Source organism: Eoetvoesiella sp., assembly GCF_035555955.1.
In the GTDB taxonomy this organism is placed as follows: Bacteria; Pseudomonadota; Gammaproteobacteria; order Burkholderiales; family Burkholderiaceae_B; genus Eoetvoesia.
The window spans coordinates 274,310-290,055 of record NZ_DATMGA010000016.1 but is presented as its reverse complement, the minus strand read 5'-3'; the positions used below and the strand labels follow the sequence as shown (position 1 = coordinate 290,055).

Genomic DNA, 15,746 nt, shown 5'->3' with positions numbered 1-15,746 from the left:
CGTGGGTCGGAGACGACGCCGCCCTCGAAGCCGCTCCGCCCTGGCTTGCCGCAACACTCGAAAAACTGCGGCAAACCGCCAGCCTCATTCCCTTGTGGCTGGGCCGCGGAAACCGCGATTTTCTTCTCGGCGGGCAACTGGCCCGAAGCCTGGGCGCCCACCTTCTGCCCGATACGGTTCGCCTGCACACCGACGCCGGCGACATATTGTTGAGCCACGGCGACGAATACTGCACGGCGGACGCAAGCTACCAGCGCTTCCGGCGCATTGTCCGCACGCCCTGGATACAGCGCCTGTTCCTGTCGCTAAGCCTGAAGCGGCGCCTGCGCATAGCGCAGTATGCGCGGCAACGCAGCATGGCCGCCAACCGGCATAAGCAGCAAGACATCATGGACGTGGCCCCGCAGGCCATTGCAAGCGCCTTCCGGAGTTCGGGCCTTGGCCTCATGGTGCACGGCCACACCCACCGCCCCGCGCGGCATGAGCTGCTGGTGGACGGACGCGCCTGCACACGCTATGTGCTGCCCGACTGGGACTACGACCACTCGATCCCCCCCCGCGGAGGATGGCTGGCCATCGGGCACGGCACGATGGAACTACGCGGCGCCAGCCCCCAGCCACAGCCACAATAGCACCACAACGCCCAAGGCGATGCGATACCAGGCGAATGGCCGGTAGGTATGGCGGGCCAGAAAAGCCAGCAAGGCGCGCACCACCACCAAGGCCGAGAAAAAGGCCGCCAGGAAGCCGATGACGATGGCAATGGATACCTCGCCGTTGAGCGCCCCGCCGTTCTTATACAGATCGTAAACCGTTGCCGCCAGCATGGTCGGCATGGCCAGGAAGAACGAGAACTCGGTGGCTGTCTTGCGTTGAATGCCGGCCAGCATGCCGCTTATGATCGTCGACCCGGAGCGCGACGTTCCAGGCACCATGGCCAGGCATTGCGCAAAACCGACGATCAGCGCCTGTTTCCAGGTGATCTCCTCGAGCGTGCGCGCCGAGACGTGTTCGGATGCGGCCGTGTCGTTCGGCGCGTGCTTGGCGAAGTGAGGTTTGCGCTCTACCCAAAGCATGATGATCCCGCCGACGACAAGCGTCACCACGAAGACGCCGGGGTGATTGAACAGGGCCTTGATGTACTTGATGGTCAGGGCGCCGATGACCGCCGCCGGCAGGAAGGCGATGATCAGGTTGCGTGTGAGCAGCGCCTCGCTGCGCACCCCCGTGAGCGTGCCGTGCACCAGTTGCCAAAGCCTGGCCCGGAATACCCACATGACGGCCAGTATCGACCCGAACTGGATGACGACCTCGAAGACCTTGGAGCCTCCAGAGTCGAAGCCTATCCAGTCGCCCACCAGCAGCAGATGAGCCGTGCTGGATATGGGCAGGAATTCGGTAACGCCCTCGACCAGCCCCAGAAACAGGGCCTTGATGAAAAACACGATGCTGTCAGTCATGAATGCTCACACGCAAGTTGGAATGTCGGAAAACCCAGGCCCCGTCAACAGGCCCTAAGCCGCCTCGCCGTCGTAGTCGCCCATCGAGGCTGGAATGCGCTCGATCTGCACCGCCGCGATGCGCCGGCCGTCGAGCCGCAATACTTTAAACCTGTATAGCGCGTGCGGCTGTTTCAGTTCGCAACTGTCGCCCGGGTCGGGCAGGTGCCCGAAGCGCTCCAGCAAATAGCCCGCCAGTGTCGTATAGCCCTCGTCGTCGTCGACCAGGCCCTCGGTGTTCAATACTTGTTCCAGGTGGTGCAAATCGGCGGCGCCATCGACCCGCCAGTGGTTTTCATCCTGCTCGATGATGTCGGGGGCCTCGTCCTCGTCGGGAAATTCGCCGGCAATGGCCTCGAAGACGTCGATGGGCGTGACCACGCCCTCGATGGCGCCGAACTCGTCGGTCACCAGCACCAGTTGCCCGTGCGCGCGCTTGAGCGTCTCCATGACGCGCAGAATGCCCATGGATTCGTGCACGATGACGGGGTCGCGCAGCCGCGACAGCCGTATGCTGCCGTGGGTGATGAGGTCGGCCACCATCTCTTTGGCGCGCCCGATGCCGATGACCTCGTCCAGTGAACCGCGGCATACGGGGAAGAAGCTGTGCGGCGTCTTGATGATCTGCTGGCGCAAAACCTCGGGATCGTCGTCCAGGTTGACCCAGGACACGTCGTTGCGCGGAGTCATGATGGAATTCAGGCTGCGGTCGGCCAGGGTCAGCACCCCGCTGACCATATTGCGTTCTTCGTCGCCAAAAACCTGAACCGGCTCGCCGCCGCCGATTTGCTCCTCGCGCTCGGGGCCGACCATGGGGCGCTTGCCAAGCATGCGCATGATCCCTTCGGCTGTGCGCTCGCGCAGCGGCCGCCGCGCTTCCGCCCGGCGCAGATTGCGGCGGGCCATCTGGTTCAAGGCTTCGATAAGCACCGAAAAACCGATGGCCGCATACAAATATCCCTTGGGCACTGCAAAATCGAAGCCTTCCGCCACCAGTGAAAAGCCGATCGTCAGCAAGAAGCACAGGCACAGCACCACCACGGTGGGGTGCGCGTTCACGAAGCGGGTCAACGGCTTGGAAGCAAACAGCATGACGGCCATGGCCACCACGACCGCGATCATCATGATGGAAAGATGATCCACCATGCCGACCGAGGTAATGACCGCGTCGATCGAGAAAATGGCGTCCAGGATGACGATTTGCGTCACGATGACGCCGAAGCTGGCATGCAGGCGCTCGCCCGACGCATGCTGAACCCGGCCTTCGATGCGGTCGTGCAGCTCGACCGTTCCCTTGAGGAGCAGGAAGAACCCCCCGACGATCAGAATGATGTCCCGGGCGGAGAAGCTGAACGGCCCCAGAAATGCCACCGGCTCGGTCAACTTTATGAGCCACGACATGATCGTCAGCAGCAGCAAGCGCATGATCAGCGCCAGCGACAACCCGAGTATCCGGGCCCGGTCGCGCAATTTGGGCGGCAGCTTGTCGACCAGGATCGCGACGAAGATAAGATTGTCGATGCCAAGGACAATCTCGAGAATGACCAGTGTGAGCAAACCGACCCATGCGGATGGGTCAAGCAACCACTCCATCAGGAGGCTCCGTTAAAAGCAAACGTAAATAGTAATCAAGAACGCCCGATCGCGCTTTGGCGTGCCATGCAGCAAGCTCCGCCCCGCACACGCTTGCGGCGCACGGATCAGGACTGCAGATGGCCCAGCATTTGCGCAAACACCTTGGGAGTGGCGGCAATGACGCTGCCGGACTTCATCCAGGTTTGCTCGCCTTCGAGGTCGGATACCAGGCCGCCCGCCTCCAGCACCAGCAGACTGCCCGCGGCCATATCCCATGGCTTCAGATGCATGCCGCAGAAACCGTCCACCCGGCCGCAAGCCACATAGGCAAGATCCAGCACCGTGGAACCGATGCGCCGCACGCTGGCGCACTCGGACAGCATGCCGGCGAATTTCGAAGGCGCGGCCGTGCCGCCGGCGGAGCCGGGCACATGGGCGCCGATCAGGGCATCGTGAAAACGAATCTGGCCCGAAACGCGGATGCGCCGGTCATTGAGGAAAGCGCCGCCCCCGCGGCTGGCGGTGAACATTTCATTGCGGGACGGATCGTAGATGACGGCTTGCGTGATTTGGCCGCGATGCGCCAGCGCAATGGAAACCGCATAGATGGGGAAGCCGTGGATGAAATTGGTCGTGCCGTCCAGCGGATCGATGATCCACTGATATTCGGCCTGGCCGCCCGCTGCCTGGCCCGGAGCCGGATGCTCGCCGGATTCTTCGCCCAGGAAGCCATGGTCGGGATACGCCGTACGTAAAATATCGATGACAGCCTCTTCGACAGCCCGATCGACCTCGGTGACGTAATCCTTGGGGCCCTTGCGTGCCACCTGCACGCGTTCCAGATCGATGCTGGCCCGGTTGATGATCGTGCCGGCACGGCGTGCCGCCTTGATGGCGGTGTTGAGCATGGGGTGCATAAAATTCCGTATAAAACGAGAAAGTGCCGGTATATGGCTCGCAAAAAGACAACGATGCCCGGGCTGCGGCGCCGGGCCGCGTACTCTCTGCGGCGCAAACTACTTGCACGTAAACTTGCTATTTTAAATGACATGAGCGCATTCTCTAAATGACCACGGCTTCTCCCTCGAAAACCGCCTCCATTTTCTCCCGGGTGCGCTTCGTCATGGTGCACCCCAGCCATCCCGGAAACGTCGGCGCGGCGGCGCGCGCCATAAAAACGATGGGGTTCCACGACCTGCACCTGGTGGCTCCGCGCTATCCCGATATATGCCAACTTGCCGAAGCCCAGGCGCTGGCCAGCGGCGCCACCGACGTCCTGACCGACGCCGGCATCGCCGGCACGCTGGAAGAAGCCCTGGCGCCGGTCACACTGGCCTTTGCCCTGACGGCCCGCGCGCGCGATCTCGGCCCGCCGCCCTGCGACATCCGCGAAGCCGCGACGGCCAGCCAGGCGCATCTGCGCGACCACGAACATGGAAAAATAGCCATCGTGCTGGGTACGGAGCGATCCGGCCTCACCAACGAAGACATCGCCCGCTGCCAGCGCATTTGCCATATTCCGGCCAATCCTGAATACAGCTCGCTGAACGTGGCCCAGGCCTTGCAACTGGCCGCCTGGGAACTGCGCTACGCCCTGGCCGTCGGGGCCAGCCTGCCCTTGCTGCCGTCCACCGACAAAGCGTCCCGTCCCGCGGGCAGCGAGCCCGCTCCCAACGAGAAAGTCCAGGCCTTGCTGGCCCATTGGGAACAAGCCCTCGTCGCCCTGCAGTTCCTGGATCCAAAGCATCCCAAAAAATTGATGCCGCGCATGCAGCACCTGTTTTCACGCAGCGAACTGAGCCAGGACGAAGTGGACATGCTGCGTGGCGTGTGCACCGCCATGATCAAGGCCGCCAATCACTGACGGCCTTCGGGCATCGCCCCGAAGTATGCGATACCGGAAAGCGGCGGCATGCCTGGCACCCCGCCGCCGGCCGAGCGCTTCAGGCCGCTTTGCCGGAGGCGGGCGCCGCAACCTCGTGCACGGGAATGGGCAAGCGCAAACCCGCGTTCTGCAGCACCATCGCCGCCGAGCGGTACAGGTCGAAGCGCAGGTTCCAGTAATCGTTCGCCAGGGCCCAGACCCGGATGGTGACGACCACCTTGCTGTCCCGGTACTCGGTGACCATGACCTGGGGCTTGGGATCTTGCAGTATCCACTTATGCCCCTCGACCAGCCGGGCCAGCTCGGACAGGGCCAGGTCCAGGTCGTCCCCGTATCGGACACCCACCTCGATGTCCAGGCGGCGCGTTGCATTGCGGCTGTAATTGATGATGGGATTGCCCCAGATGAGACTGTTCGGCAGGGTTATGTAGGTACCGTCCGATTGCTTGAAGAGCGTCAGGAACAGGCCCACCTCTTCCACGCTGCCGTCGGCCTTGCCCACCACGGACACCGACTCGCCGGCCCGGAGCGGCCGCAGCGCGAGCAGCATGATGCCCGAGGCAATGTTCTGCAAGGTTCCCTGCAGCGCCAAGCCGATGGCCAGCCCGGCTGCACCCAGCACAGCGATGATGCTGGCAGTCTGCACGCCCAAACGGGCCAGGACGGCAACGAGAACGAGGATGCGGATCGACCAGACCGTGACCGAATAGGCCATGGGCACAATGGTTATGTCGATTCTCGAGGAACGCTGCGCCAGCTTGCGCACCGTTCGGCCGGCCAGCGACGACAGCCACCAGCCCACCACCAGCATGCCCAGCGTCATGAGCAGGTTCATGCCGATGAAATCCAAAATGGGCGCCGCCAACTTGAGCCGGTTCAAAAATTCTTCCATATTGCCCCTCTCCAAGGATTGCTCTGGATTCGTTGTGCCATCATAATTCAAGCAAAGTATTTGCGAGGATGTTACACGCGGCAAACGGGCAGCCTCCATCAGGTTATCCACGCCGCATGTGGACAACCCCGCTAACAACCAGGCTGGTAGTGCAAATAGCCCTTAATAATCAAAACATTGAAAACAACGTACAAAAAACACCCAGGAGACAGATGACTTATCCACCAAAACTGTGGACAATCGCAAGGACAAGTCTTTAACTATCAAAAATATTGCTTCAATAACAAAGTCTTAGCACATATGTACCCACATGCGCCAAGCAATGGCCTCAGCCAGAGTCGTTAAAGTTTCAATAATTACCGTCGTTAACAGCCAAGCAAGCACGCGCCACAAGACGTCATGGCTGTCAGCACAACAAGGGAGCGGTCGATGCGGTTGCGACTCATGCATCTAGAAAGCATCTACACACGGATGTTCATTGTGATGTGCGCCGCCGTCGTGCCGATCGTCCTGGGGCTGTGCTTCTATGTGTACCAGCAACACAACTATCTGGTCGGCTACACGCAAAAAACCAGCCAGAGCCTCATCAACCTGGCCGCCCACGACGAAAGCGAACTCTTCAACAGCACGCACACGCTGTTGCGCTCCATGGCCGCCGTGCCCATCATCCAGTCCGGCGACTGGCAGCTATGCAGCAAATACCTGGCTTCGCTGCTGCAAAACCAGACCACCTACGTCAACCTGGGCGTCATTTCCCTGAACGGCGATGCATTGTGCGAAGGCACGCGCAGCCAGACAGTGCTGGGCACCAACTTCGCGGATCGCGGCTATTTCCAGCGCGCATTGGCCACGCGCGGCATCGTGGTCGGCGAATACCAGATCGGCCGGCTGTCCAAAGAACCCATGATCATGGTCGCCATGCCGCTGGTCAACGCGCGTGGCAAAACAACCGGCGTGCTCTACGCCGCGCTGGACCTGAACTCCATCGCCAGAAACCGCCATAAGGGGCAGCTTGCCGCCGACGCCCGCCTTACCGTGCTGGATAGAGACGGCACGGTGTTGAACACCATCCCCGCCAGCCCCTATATCGTCGGCAAGCCGTTTCCCGAACCGGACCTTCTGGCCCTGACCCGGGAATCGGCCCAAAGCGCCGATATCATCGAACGCTCCGACAAAAGCCAATGGCTGGTCAGCTACGCGCACGCAGGCGTGGGCAACGACCCCAGCGCCCTGACCCTCATCTACCAGGAACCCATCGCCTCGCTGCTATACCAGACCAATAAAAACTTCTGGGCGGGCGCAGCCATCATTCTCACGCTCACGGCACTTGCCCTGCTGATAGGATGGGGCGGCATACAGGCCCTGGTCGGACGCAACGTGCGCTACCTCACCGCCGCCGCCCGGCGCTACGGCCAGCGCAAGTTCAACACCCGCATCGGCAACATGCTCACCGGCATCGAATTCCAGGAAATCGGCCGTCGCTTCGACGCCATGGCGCGCGAACTAGGCAAGCAGGAGCGCCTGTGGGCCATGTCCATGCAGCGCCAGCAAGGCCAGAACCGCATTTTGCGCATGGTGGCGCAAAACACCAACCTGGACGACACGCTGGCCGAACTCGCCCGGTTCACCGAAGAACAGAACGAAGGCGTCATCGCAAGCATCATCCTGCTTGCCGCCGACGGCCAGCACGTCGAATCGTGCATCGCTCCCAGCCTTCCCGCGTCGTTCGGCGAGCAGATCGTCGGCTTGGCAATAGGCCCCAATACCGGCTCCTGCGGCACCGCCATGCACGAAAAGCGCGTCATCATCGCGCACGACATCAATCTTTCGCCTTACTGGGCCGATTACAAAAACGTGGCGCTGGCCTACGACCTCAGGGCGTGCTGGTCGCATCCCATACTGTCTCCCGAAGAGCGGGTCCTGGGTTCCGTCGCCATGTACAGCAAGACACCCCGCCGGCCCAGCCTCGAAGACCTGCAGGCCGGCCAGATGGTCGCCGAACTGGCCGCGGTGGCCATCGAGCACCGGCGCCAACGCCACATCCTGCGCTATCAATCCCGCCACGACATCCTTACCGGGCTGTACAACCGCACCGTTCTGGCAGACCACATTGCCCAGGCCATCAAAGAGGCCGCCAGCGCCGGCGGACAAGTCACGGTGCTTGTCATGGACCTGGACGGCTTCAAGGAAATCAACGACACGCTGGGCCATCTTCTGGGCGACAACCTGCTCCGGCAAGTCAGCGAGCGCCTGCGCTCCATCACCTACTTCGAGGCCGACATCGCCCGTTCAGGCGGAAACGAGTTCACCTTCCTCATCCGCAACCGGGACAAAACCGCCAGCATCCAGGAAATCATCGAAAACACGCTGGCCCTCGTCAAGCAGCCGTATCTCCTCGACGGCATACAGGTGCAGATCAGCGCCAGCGCGGGCGCCGCCCGCTACCCGGAAGCCGGGCTCGACGCCAATGCGCTCATGCTGCAGGCCGACAGAGCCATGCGCCAGGCCAAGCTGGAAGGCAGCGGCTATGTGCTGCACGATCCTTCGGTGGAAGACACCGAGCCGCAGCGCCTATTGATGCTGTCGCACCTGCGCAAAGCCCTGGCCAGCGACGAATTCATTCTGCACTACCAGCCCAAGCTCGATCTCACCAGCAACCAGATCGCCGGATTCGAAGCGCTGCTGCGCTGGCAGAACCCGGTACGCGGCATCATGTGCCCCATCGACTTCATCCCTACGCTCGAGCTCAGCGACCTCATCCATCCGGTTACTCTCTGGGTCATCGAAAATGCCGTCAAACAATGCAAGGCCTGGCACGACAAGGGATACCCATTGATCATGGCGGCCAATGTTTCCGCCCGCAACCTGCTCGATCTCCAGCTACCCGAAAAAATCGGCGACATTCTTGCCCGCAGCGGCCTGGATGCCGAATACCTCGAGCTCGAAATCACCGAAAGCTCCATCATTGCGGACCCCGACCGCAGCCTCAATGTATTGAAACGCCTGCACGACATCGGCATACAGATCTCCATCGATGATTTCGGCACGGGTTATTCTTCGCTGGCCTATCTGCAGAAGCTGCCGGTCGACAGCCTGAAAATAGACCGCTCTTTCGTCATCGCGGCCTCCCCAAAGACCGAAGGCCACTCCATCATCAGCTCGATCATCGGCCTGGCCCACAATCTTCGCCTGAGCGTCACCGCCGAAGGCGTGGAAAACGACGCCAGCCTGCGCTTGCTTCGGTACTTGAACTGCGACTACGCACAAGGCTATTACATCAGCCCGCCCCTGGCCGCCGACGAAGCCCTGGCCTGGCTGCGGGAGCACCCCGCCTGGGGAGCCCCCAGCCTGGGGCCCGTCGACACCCCGGCCGAATAAAAGAACGGCATGGCAATACAACTCTGCAGCGAGGATGCTGCCATATGGCCGGACGACGTCGCAAAATTGCGACAAATTTGCTTTTTCAACAGCAAGGATGGCGCTGGCGATTGGTATACGTTAGAATCCCCCATTACAAAGGCCAAGGTCTGTTCGCAAGTAGTTACAAATACAACTATGCGATCCATATGGATCCTAGCGCGCTTTTTGTACCAGGCAGCATCAAGACGCACGGTTATGCTTCAAGAATACAGGCCAGAAGCCTGTAGCTCCGCCGTGCCATACGGCGAGCGTAGCCGCATGGAATCCCCACTATTATCGAGCAGCGTCCGCCGCTGGCGGCAACGCTATTCCCATAAGCTTAGCCAGCTCTATCGGCGCACTCATGCTGCCCTCGCCTTGCGGGCCCGGCAAGGCGCTGCGCTGCGTCCGTCTGGCGTCCATGCGGAACCGGGAACTGGCTGCCTGCCCCGATCGCCATTGCTTTTTCAAAAGAAGGAATTTTCGTGCCGTTGATTCGACAGATTGCGCAGGCCGGCGCCGTTTCCGCCATGGCGCTGTATTTTTCACAGTCCGCCGGCGCGCAGCCCATCAACACCCTGCAACAGGCTGTCGAACGTACCGTACTCGCCAACCCCGAAATCCGGGCCCGTTTTCAAAGCCTGGAAGCGTCCCTGGCCGGCCAGGACATGGCCAAGGGCGGGCTGCTCCCCCAAATCGACGTCCAGGGCCAGGTCGGGCACGAATGGCGCACGCACATTCCGGATTCGCCGTCCTACAACTGGAACCGGCCCTCCTACACACTGCAGCTCAAGCAGCTTCTGTTCGACGGCAACACCACCCGCAACAACATCAAACAGCTGGGATTCGAAAAACTCTCCAACTACTACGAATTGCTGGCCACGACGGACAGCGTCGTCACCGATGCCATCAACGCCTATCTCGATGTAGAGCGCTACAGGGCAATGATCCAGCTGACAAAAGACAATTTCGCGGTGCACGAGAAAACCCTCAAGCTGCTGCAGGAACGGCAGGAGTCGGGCGTCGGCCGCGGCGTCGACCTCGATCAGGCAAAAGGCCGCCTTGCGCTGGCCCAGTCCAATTTCATGACCGAGGCCGGCAACCTCAACGATGTCATCCAGCACTACCGGCGCATCGTCGGCGAACCGCCCGCCGACAACCTGGTCGAACCCGAGGAAGTCACCGCCAAGCTGCCCAAGGCGCCCGCCAATTTTCAACAGTCACTGCTGAACAATCCCAGCGTGCTGTCCAAGCAGGCGCTGGTGCAGGCGGCCCAGGCCGGCAAGTCGGCCGCCACCGGGCGATTCGCACCCACCATCGAACTGCAAGCGTCCACGGGATCCGACCGGCAGTTGCCGGACGACTCGTATCGCGACGTCCACAGCACCAACGTCCAGGTGGTCCTGTCCTACAACCTGTACCGGGGCGGCGCCGACTCGGCCCGTCTGCGCCAGGCGTCGGCGCAATGGTATGCGGCCCGGGACGTGCGCGACTACACCTGCCGCAACGCCCAGCAGGAACTTTCCACCACCTGGAACAATATCCAGCGCCTGCGCCAGCAAATACCTTATTTGCGCATGCACGAACAGGCCATGAAACGGGTCGGCGTGGCAGCCGAACAGCAATTCAAGATCGGCCAGCGCACCTTGCTCGACCTGCTGGATGTCGCCAACGAGCTCTTCGACGCGCGCCGGGCCCTGCTCAACGGCAAATACGATCTGAAGCAGCTGGAATACCGCTGGCTTGCCCTGTCACACCAGATCCTGCCAGTCCTGGGCCTGAGCAATGGCGATCAGGCCATACCCGAAAACGCGCAATTGATTTTCCCCAAGGAAAGCCTGCAAGCATGCACGACGCCAACACCGGACACGCGAAACATGGAGCCACTGTCCATTACCTACCACGACGGAATGCTGCCGCCGACGCTCAGCCCGCTGTCCAGCGCGCCGCGCGGCCCGGTCCACGACGGGCCGAAGCAATCCGCAGCCAAACCCTGAACGGAGACCGCATGGACGAACGCCCCTCCGACAAACACGTACTTTCCGAGCTCGACGTAGACTTCATCCGGGTTCTGGAAGACTTGATCGACGCCCTGATCGCCAACGGTACTCTGCGCTTGACCGACCTGCCGCCCGAGGCGCTCGACAAACTGAACAAACGAAAAAGTATCCGCCAGCGGCTGCGCAATTCGCTGGACCTGCTTGATGACAATGATGAAACCCTTATCTGAAGCCAAGCCGCCCGAACTGGAGCCGCAAGCTTTACCGGCCAACGATTCGGACTGGCGGGTTCCGCCCCATACTGTCCATGACGACCCGCTTCTGGGCTGCCTGGTGGATATTACCCGGCTGCACGGCAACCCTCACACGCCCCAGGCGCTGTCCGCCGGACTGCCCCTGGTCGACAACCGGCTTACCCCTTCGCTTCTGGCTCGCGCGGCTGCCCGCGCGCAGTGTTCGACACGCATGGTGCGCCGCGCGCTGCCGGCGCTGCCGGCCAATATACTGCCGGCCATACTGCTGCTGAAAAACGGCCGCGCCTGCGTGCTGCTGGAGCTGCGCGGCAATGCCTACCTGGTGCAATATCCCGAAACCGGCTCTCCCATCGAAGTGCCCGCCGAAAGCCTGAATGCGCAATACACGGGCATCGTCTGCTTCGTCCATCCGCTTTTCCATTTCGATGCGCGCGCGCCCAAAGTCGCCCAGCCGACCAGCAGCCACTGGTTCTGGGCCGCCATCTTCGACAACCGAAGGCTGTATCGCGACGCCATCATCGCGGCCCTGCTGATCAATATTTTCGCGCTGGTCATGCCGCTGTTCACCATGAACGTGTACGACCGCGTCGTCCCGAACAATGCCGTCGAAACCCTATGGGTGCTGACCGTGGGCATAGCCTTGGCTGTGCTGTTCAATTTCGTGCTGACCACCATACGCGCCCACGTCGTCGACACCGCCAGCAAGCGCATCGACGTAACGCTCTCGGCGCGCATCATGGAACGGATACTCGACCTGCGGATGGAGAGCCGCCCGGTCTCGGTGGGATCGTTCGCGGCCAATGTCCGGTCGTTCGAATCCGTTCGGGATTTCATCGCCTCGGCCAGCCTTACCACCCTGGTCGATTTGCCGTTCATCCTGCTGTTCCTGGCCGCCCTGGCCTGGATATCTCCCTGGCTGTTGATTCCGCCTCTAGCCGCCATCGTGATCGTCCTGCTGGTTTCCCTGGCCGCGCAGTTGCGCATGGAAAAACTGGTCAAGGAAACCTTTCAGGCCAGCTCGCAGCGCAACGCCATACTCGTCGAGTCGCTGGGCACCCTGGAAACGCTCAAGACACTCAACGCCCAAAGCGCCGTACAGCGCAACTGGGAGCAATCCACCAAGTTCCTGGCGCACCTGGGGGCCCACATAAAGCTGATTTCCGCGGCGACCGTGGGCTTCGTGCAAACCGCCCAGCAACTGGTCACCATCGCCGTCGTCGTCACGGGCGTCTATCTACTGCACGATGCCGCCCTGTCGCTGGGCGGCATCATCGCCGCCTCCATGATTTCGGGCCGCTGCATTGCGCCGCTGGGGCAGGTGGCCGGCCTGATGATGCAATACCACAATGCCCGCGTATCGCTCGAATCCATCGACGAATACATGAAAATGCCCGTCGAGCATCCGAGTGCCAAAGTCTATGTGCCCCGCCCCGTCTTGCAGGGCGGCATCGAGTTCCGCAATGTAAGCTTCGGCTACCCGGCAAGCCGCGAAGCCGCCCTGCAACAAGTCAACCTGAAAATCGGTCCGGGAGAAAAAGTCGGCATCATAGGCCGCATCGGCTCGGGCAAGACCACCCTGGAAAAGCTGGTGCTCGGCTTGTACGCGCCCACGCAGGGCACCGTGCTGATAGACGGCATCGACATCGCGCAGATCGACCCCGCCGACCTGCGCCGCAACGTCGGCCACGTTCCCCAGGATCCCGTACTGTTCTACGGCAGCCTGAAGCACAACCTGACCATGGGCGCGCCATTCGCCGACGACGCCAGCATGCTGGCCGTGGCGCAGGTGGCGGGCGTGGACGAATTCGCGGCCTCCCACCCCGAGGGCTACGACATGAACATCGGCGAGCGGGGCGACTCGCTGTCGGGAGGACAGCGCCAGTCCATTGCCGTGGCGCGCGCGCTGATCAACGACCCGTCCATATTGCTGCTCGACGAGCCCAGCAGCAATATGGACCATCAAAGCGAAGCCGCCCTGAAAACACGCCTCAAGAACGCCTGCGCGGACAAAACCATGCTTATCGTCACGCACAGGATGGCGCTGCTCGAGCTGGTGGACCGCCTTATCGTCATCGATCACGGCAAAATCGTCGCCGACGGCCCCAAAGCCCAGGTTGTCGAGGCCCTGAAGCAAGGCCGGGTCAGCCGCGCCAGAGAGCATCACGCATGAACGCGCGCCGCCCCAACTTTGTCCTGCGCCTGCTGCGCCCATTCTGGGCCATCCCCCGCAATGCCATCGCCCGCCTGTTCGACCTGCTCATCGGCGGGCGCGACGCCAGCGAACAGTACTCACCCCGCGACCTTACCGCCGACGCCGAATGGGCGGTGGACCAGCAGCAGGCGCGCGGTTCCCGCGCACTGCTTTGGGTGTCGCTGCTGGTGATCGTCGCGCTGCTGACCTGGGCGTCGTTTGGCGAAGTCGACGAAGTCGTGCGCGGCGAAGGCAAGGTCGTCCCCTCGCGCCAGGTTCAGGTGGTGCAAAGCCTGGACGGCGGCATCGTCAAGGACATACTGGTGCGTCCAGGGCAAAACGTCGAGCCCGGCCAGCTCTTGCTGCGCATCGACTCGACCCGCTACTCGTCCTCGCTGGGCGAAAACCATGCCGAGTGGCTGGCCCTCACCGCCAAGGCGGCCAGGCTGCAGGCCCTGGCCACCGGCCAGCCCTTCGAATCTCCCGAAGCGGTCATGAAGGAGTCGCCCAAGGTCGTCGAAATGGAAAAACACGTCTGGGAGTCGCGCACGCAAGAGCTGAACGCCTCACTCGACGTCGCCCGCCAGCAATTGCATCAGCGCCAGGAAGAACAGCGCGAAACCCAGGCCAACCACGATCAGGCCAAGGCAAGCTGCAGCCTGACCTCGCGCGAGCTGCAGGTTACCAAGCCCCTGCTGCAAAGCGGCGCGGTTTCGGAAGTGGATCTGCTGCGCCTGCAACGCGACGTGGCGCGCTATTGCGGCGAGGAAAAAGCCAGCGCGGCCCAGCTTCTGCGCATTGGCTCGGCCATACTCGAAGCGCAAAGCAAGCTCGACGAAACCGAGCTCAATTTCCGCAACCAGGCGCGCAACGATCTCTCCGACACACGCGCCAAGCTGGCCACGCTGCATGAAGGCGGCCTGGCGCTGGCCGACCGGGTAAAGCTCACCGAAGTCCGCTCGCCGGTACGCGGCACCATCAAAACCCTCATGGCCAACACCGTCGGCGGCGTCGTCCAGCCCGGCAAGGAAATCCTGGACATCGTTCCCACCGACGACACCCTGCTGCTGGAAGTCCGGGTTCAGCCGCGCGACATCGGCTTCCTGCACGCCGACCAATCCGCCGAGGTCAAGTTCACCGCCTACGACTTCTCGATCTACGGCGGGCTGAAGGGCCATATCGAGCAAATCGGGGCCGACACCGTCACCGATGAAAAAGGAAATTCGTTTTATATCGTCAAGGTTCGCACCGATCGCGCCTACGTGGGCAACGACAAGCGCCCCATCATTCCGGGCATGATCGCCGAAGTCCATATGCTTACGGGCAAGCGCACCATCATGCAGTATCTACTCAAACCCATATTGCGCGCCAAGGAAAATGCATTTACCGAAAGGTAGGCAAGACATCACCTGACTATGCAACCCGAGCCGATTCTGTGCATTACCCACGACGACGCGGTGTGGCAACACTGGCGTCAGCTCCATGGTTCCCGCTGGATCCCGGCCCGCGGCCAGGCGCTGCAGGATCTGGATCGCTGGCGCAAGCAAGGCCGTTCCCTTGCCTTGCTCGATGGAAACCTGCCGCGCCTGCCGAGCTGGGGCGACCAGGCCTGGAAAACTCTGTCGCAGGACATGCAGATGCTGGTGGCCAGCACCAATCCCAACAACAACGAGGCTGCGCAAATACTGGCCGCCGGAGCCGGCGGCTACCTGCACGCCTACAGCCCCCCGGAAGTGCTGAGCCGGGCATTGAGTACCGTACAGGCCGGCAGCATCTGGGCCGGCCGCAGCCTCGTCGCGCAAATTCTGCACAACATCAACCAGCGCCTGCCCGGCGAAAGCGCATGGACGGACAACCTGACCCCTCGGGAAATCGAAGTCGCCCGGCGTGCCGCCTCGGGCATTTCAAACCAGGCCATCGGCGAGGACCTGGGCATCAGCGAGCGCACCGTGCGCGCGCATATGTCGGCGGTGTTCGAAAAGCTGGGCATCAACGACCGGCTGCTACTGGCCCTGAAAGTCCACGGCATACAGTAGATCCGGACGACACCA

General features: G+C 62.0%; 12 protein-coding genes. 8 read left to right on the top strand and 4 right to left on the bottom strand.

Features of this window, described 5'->3' with window-relative positions; genetic code table 11:
- Positions 1-632: UDP-2,3-diacylglucosamine diphosphatase (locus VNT00_RS05655; protein WP_325585349.1), on the top strand; the 632-nt coding region annotated here is incomplete at its 5' end.
- Here VNT00_RS05655 and VNT00_RS05650 read toward each other — a convergent pair.
- From VNT00_RS05650 to VNT00_RS05640, 3 genes are all read right to left on the bottom strand, one after another.
- Complete coding sequence (locus tag VNT00_RS05650) at positions 597-1,460, bottom strand: undecaprenyl-diphosphate phosphatase (RefSeq protein WP_325585347.1); 864 nt, start codon at positions 1,458-1,460, stop codon at positions 597-599. The genes VNT00_RS05655 and VNT00_RS05650 overlap by 36 nt on opposite strands.
- 54 nt (positions 1,461-1,514) lie before the next feature.
- Complete coding sequence (locus tag VNT00_RS05645) at positions 1,515-3,092, bottom strand: TerC family protein (protein ID WP_325585345.1); 1,578 nt, start codon at positions 3,090-3,092, stop codon at positions 1,515-1,517.
- Positions 3,093-3,199: 107 nt separating this feature from the next.
- Positions 3,200-3,991 carry an inositol monophosphatase family protein gene (locus VNT00_RS05640; protein WP_325585343.1) on the bottom strand — a complete coding sequence of 264 codons (792 nt, stop codon included), beginning with the start codon at positions 3,989-3,991 and terminating at the stop codon, positions 3,200-3,202.
- A 149-nt stretch (positions 3,992-4,140) separates the two neighbouring features.
- On the opposite strand from VNT00_RS05640, the gene VNT00_RS05635 reads away from it, so the two are divergent.
- Positions 4,141-4,938 (top strand): RNA methyltransferase, encoded by a 798-nt coding sequence (locus VNT00_RS05635; RefSeq protein WP_325585341.1) that lies wholly within the window; start codon positions 4,141-4,143, stop codon positions 4,936-4,938.
- 79 nt (positions 4,939-5,017) lie between these two features.
- On the opposite strand, the gene VNT00_RS05630 is transcribed toward VNT00_RS05635, so the two are convergent.
- Entirely contained in the window at positions 5,018-5,851 is an 834-nt protein-coding gene (locus VNT00_RS05630; protein WP_325585339.1) for a mechanosensitive ion channel family protein, read from the bottom strand.
- Positions 5,852-6,295: 444 nt separating this feature from the next.
- On the opposite strand from VNT00_RS05630, the gene VNT00_RS05625 reads away from it, so the two are divergent.
- The 6 genes from VNT00_RS05625 (at position 6,296) to VNT00_RS05600 (ending at position 15,731) form a co-directional block, all read left to right on the top strand.
- Positions 6,296-9,229 (top strand): bifunctional diguanylate cyclase/phosphodiesterase, encoded by a 2,934-nt coding sequence (locus tag VNT00_RS05625; RefSeq protein WP_325585337.1) that lies wholly within the window; start codon positions 6,296-6,298, stop codon positions 9,227-9,229.
- A gap of 551 nt (positions 9,230-9,780) precedes the next feature.
- Positions 9,781-11,247, top strand: a complete 1,467-nt coding sequence (locus VNT00_RS05620) for a TolC family outer membrane protein (RefSeq protein WP_414650893.1) — start codon at positions 9,781-9,783, stop codon at positions 11,245-11,247.
- Between the two features lie 11 nt (positions 11,248-11,258).
- The gene (locus tag VNT00_RS05615) at positions 11,259-11,480 is read left to right on the top strand and encodes a hypothetical protein (RefSeq protein WP_325585335.1); all 222 of its coding nucleotides are present in this window, start codon (positions 11,259-11,261) and stop codon (positions 11,478-11,480) included.
- A complete protein-coding gene (locus VNT00_RS05610; protein ID WP_414650890.1) occupies positions 11,455-13,674 on the top strand; it encodes a type I secretion system permease/ATPase in 2,220 nt (739 codons plus the stop codon). The genes VNT00_RS05615 and VNT00_RS05610 overlap by 26 nt, the downstream gene beginning before the upstream one ends.
- Positions 13,671-15,092, top strand: a complete 1,422-nt coding sequence (locus tag VNT00_RS05605) for an HlyD family type I secretion periplasmic adaptor subunit (RefSeq protein WP_325585331.1) — start codon at positions 13,671-13,673, stop codon at positions 15,090-15,092. Before VNT00_RS05610 ends, VNT00_RS05605 begins: the two co-directional genes overlap by 4 nt.
- Before the next feature lie 18 nt (positions 15,093-15,110).
- A complete protein-coding gene (locus VNT00_RS05600) occupies positions 15,111-15,731 on the top strand; it encodes a helix-turn-helix transcriptional regulator (protein WP_325585329.1) in 621 nt (206 codons plus the stop codon).
- Positions 15,732-15,746 lie beyond the last annotated feature (15 nt).

Bases quoted from the DNA above. Each gene is read 5' to 3' on its own strand.
- VNT00_RS05650 (WP_325585347.1), bottom strand. From the start codon at position 1,460: ATGACTGACAGCATCGTGTTTTTCATCAAGGCCCTGTTTCTGGGGCTG.
- VNT00_RS05645 (WP_325585345.1), bottom strand. From the start codon at position 3,092: ATGGAGTGGTTGCTTGACCCATCCGCATGGGTCGGTTTGCTCACACTG.
- VNT00_RS05640 (WP_325585343.1), bottom strand. From the start codon at position 3,991: ATGCACCCCATGCTCAACACCGCCATCAAGGCGGCACGCCGTGCCGGC.
- VNT00_RS05635 (WP_325585341.1), top strand. From the start codon at position 4,141: ATGACCACGGCTTCTCCCTCGAAAACCGCCTCCATTTTCTCCCGGGTG.
- VNT00_RS05630 (WP_325585339.1), bottom strand. From the start codon at position 5,851: ATGGAAGAATTTTTGAACCGGCTCAAGTTGGCGGCGCCCATTTTGGAT.
- VNT00_RS05625 (WP_325585337.1), top strand. From the start codon at position 6,296: ATGCATCTAGAAAGCATCTACACACGGATGTTCATTGTGATGTGCGCC.
- VNT00_RS05620 (WP_414650893.1), top strand. From the start codon at position 9,781: ATGGCGCTGTATTTTTCACAGTCCGCCGGCGCGCAGCCCATCAACACC.
- VNT00_RS05615 (WP_325585335.1), top strand. From the start codon at position 11,259: ATGGACGAACGCCCCTCCGACAAACACGTACTTTCCGAGCTCGACGTA.
- VNT00_RS05610 (WP_414650890.1), top strand. From the start codon at position 11,455: ATGACAATGATGAAACCCTTATCTGAAGCCAAGCCGCCCGAACTGGAG.
- VNT00_RS05605 (WP_325585331.1), top strand. From the start codon at position 13,671: ATGAACGCGCGCCGCCCCAACTTTGTCCTGCGCCTGCTGCGCCCATTC.
- VNT00_RS05600 (WP_325585329.1), top strand. From the start codon at position 15,111: ATGCAACCCGAGCCGATTCTGTGCATTACCCACGACGACGCGGTGTGG.